The sequence below is a fragment of the Bacillus sp. LR--39 genome (assembly GCF_053613335.1).
The window spans coordinates 1-505 of record NZ_JBSIOT010001685.1 but is presented as its reverse complement, the minus strand read 5'-3'; the positions used below and the strand labels follow the sequence as shown (position 1 = coordinate 505).

Annotated in this window: 1 protein-coding gene and 1 pseudogene; one reads left to right on the top strand and one right to left on the bottom strand. The window is 43.2% G+C overall.

Annotated elements, in window-relative coordinates; translation table 11 throughout:
- Positions 1-379, top strand: a pseudogene (locus ACWHAR_RS32530) (cytochrome c biogenesis protein CcdA); the annotation flags it as partial.
- 19 nt (positions 380-398) lie between these two features.
- Here ACWHAR_RS32530 and ACWHAR_RS32525 read toward each other — a convergent pair.
- On the bottom strand, positions 399-505 hold a 107-nt coding region (locus ACWHAR_RS32525), incomplete at its 5' end, for a CPBP family glutamic-type intramembrane protease (RefSeq protein ID WP_452089108.1).

Sequence of the window (505 nt, the reverse complement as noted above, 5' to 3'; positions counted from 1 at the left end):
GGCTTTTATGATGAAGGAGCGGCGCTTTTCGATTAGAAAGGGAAAAATAGGCCTGCTGAATTCAATGCTGGTCGGAATGATTTTTGCGGCGGGCTGGACGCCGTGCATCGGGCCTATATTCGGAACGATCGCATACGCAAATTTTCAGAACCCTGATTTTGGGAGCGCATTCATGATGATCACCGCATATTCTTTAGGCTTTGCCATTCCTTTTTTGCTCATGGCGTTTTTTATCGGAAACATCAGGCCGCTTATGAAATATTCGAATATGCTCATGAAGATCGGAGGCGCGCTGATGATCGTCATCGGCATCCTGCTTTATACGGACAACATGATATGGATTAACATCTGGTATTCGAATTTGACGAATCTCTTTTGAAAAACTTCCGCATGCTGCATTATGTGAGTAAGATTGTGAAAAACAGCAAAATCGCGTTAAATAAACTATGGATGATCATCGCAGGTATAATCGATCGTGTTTTTTCGTATGTCCAGGCAAACACGA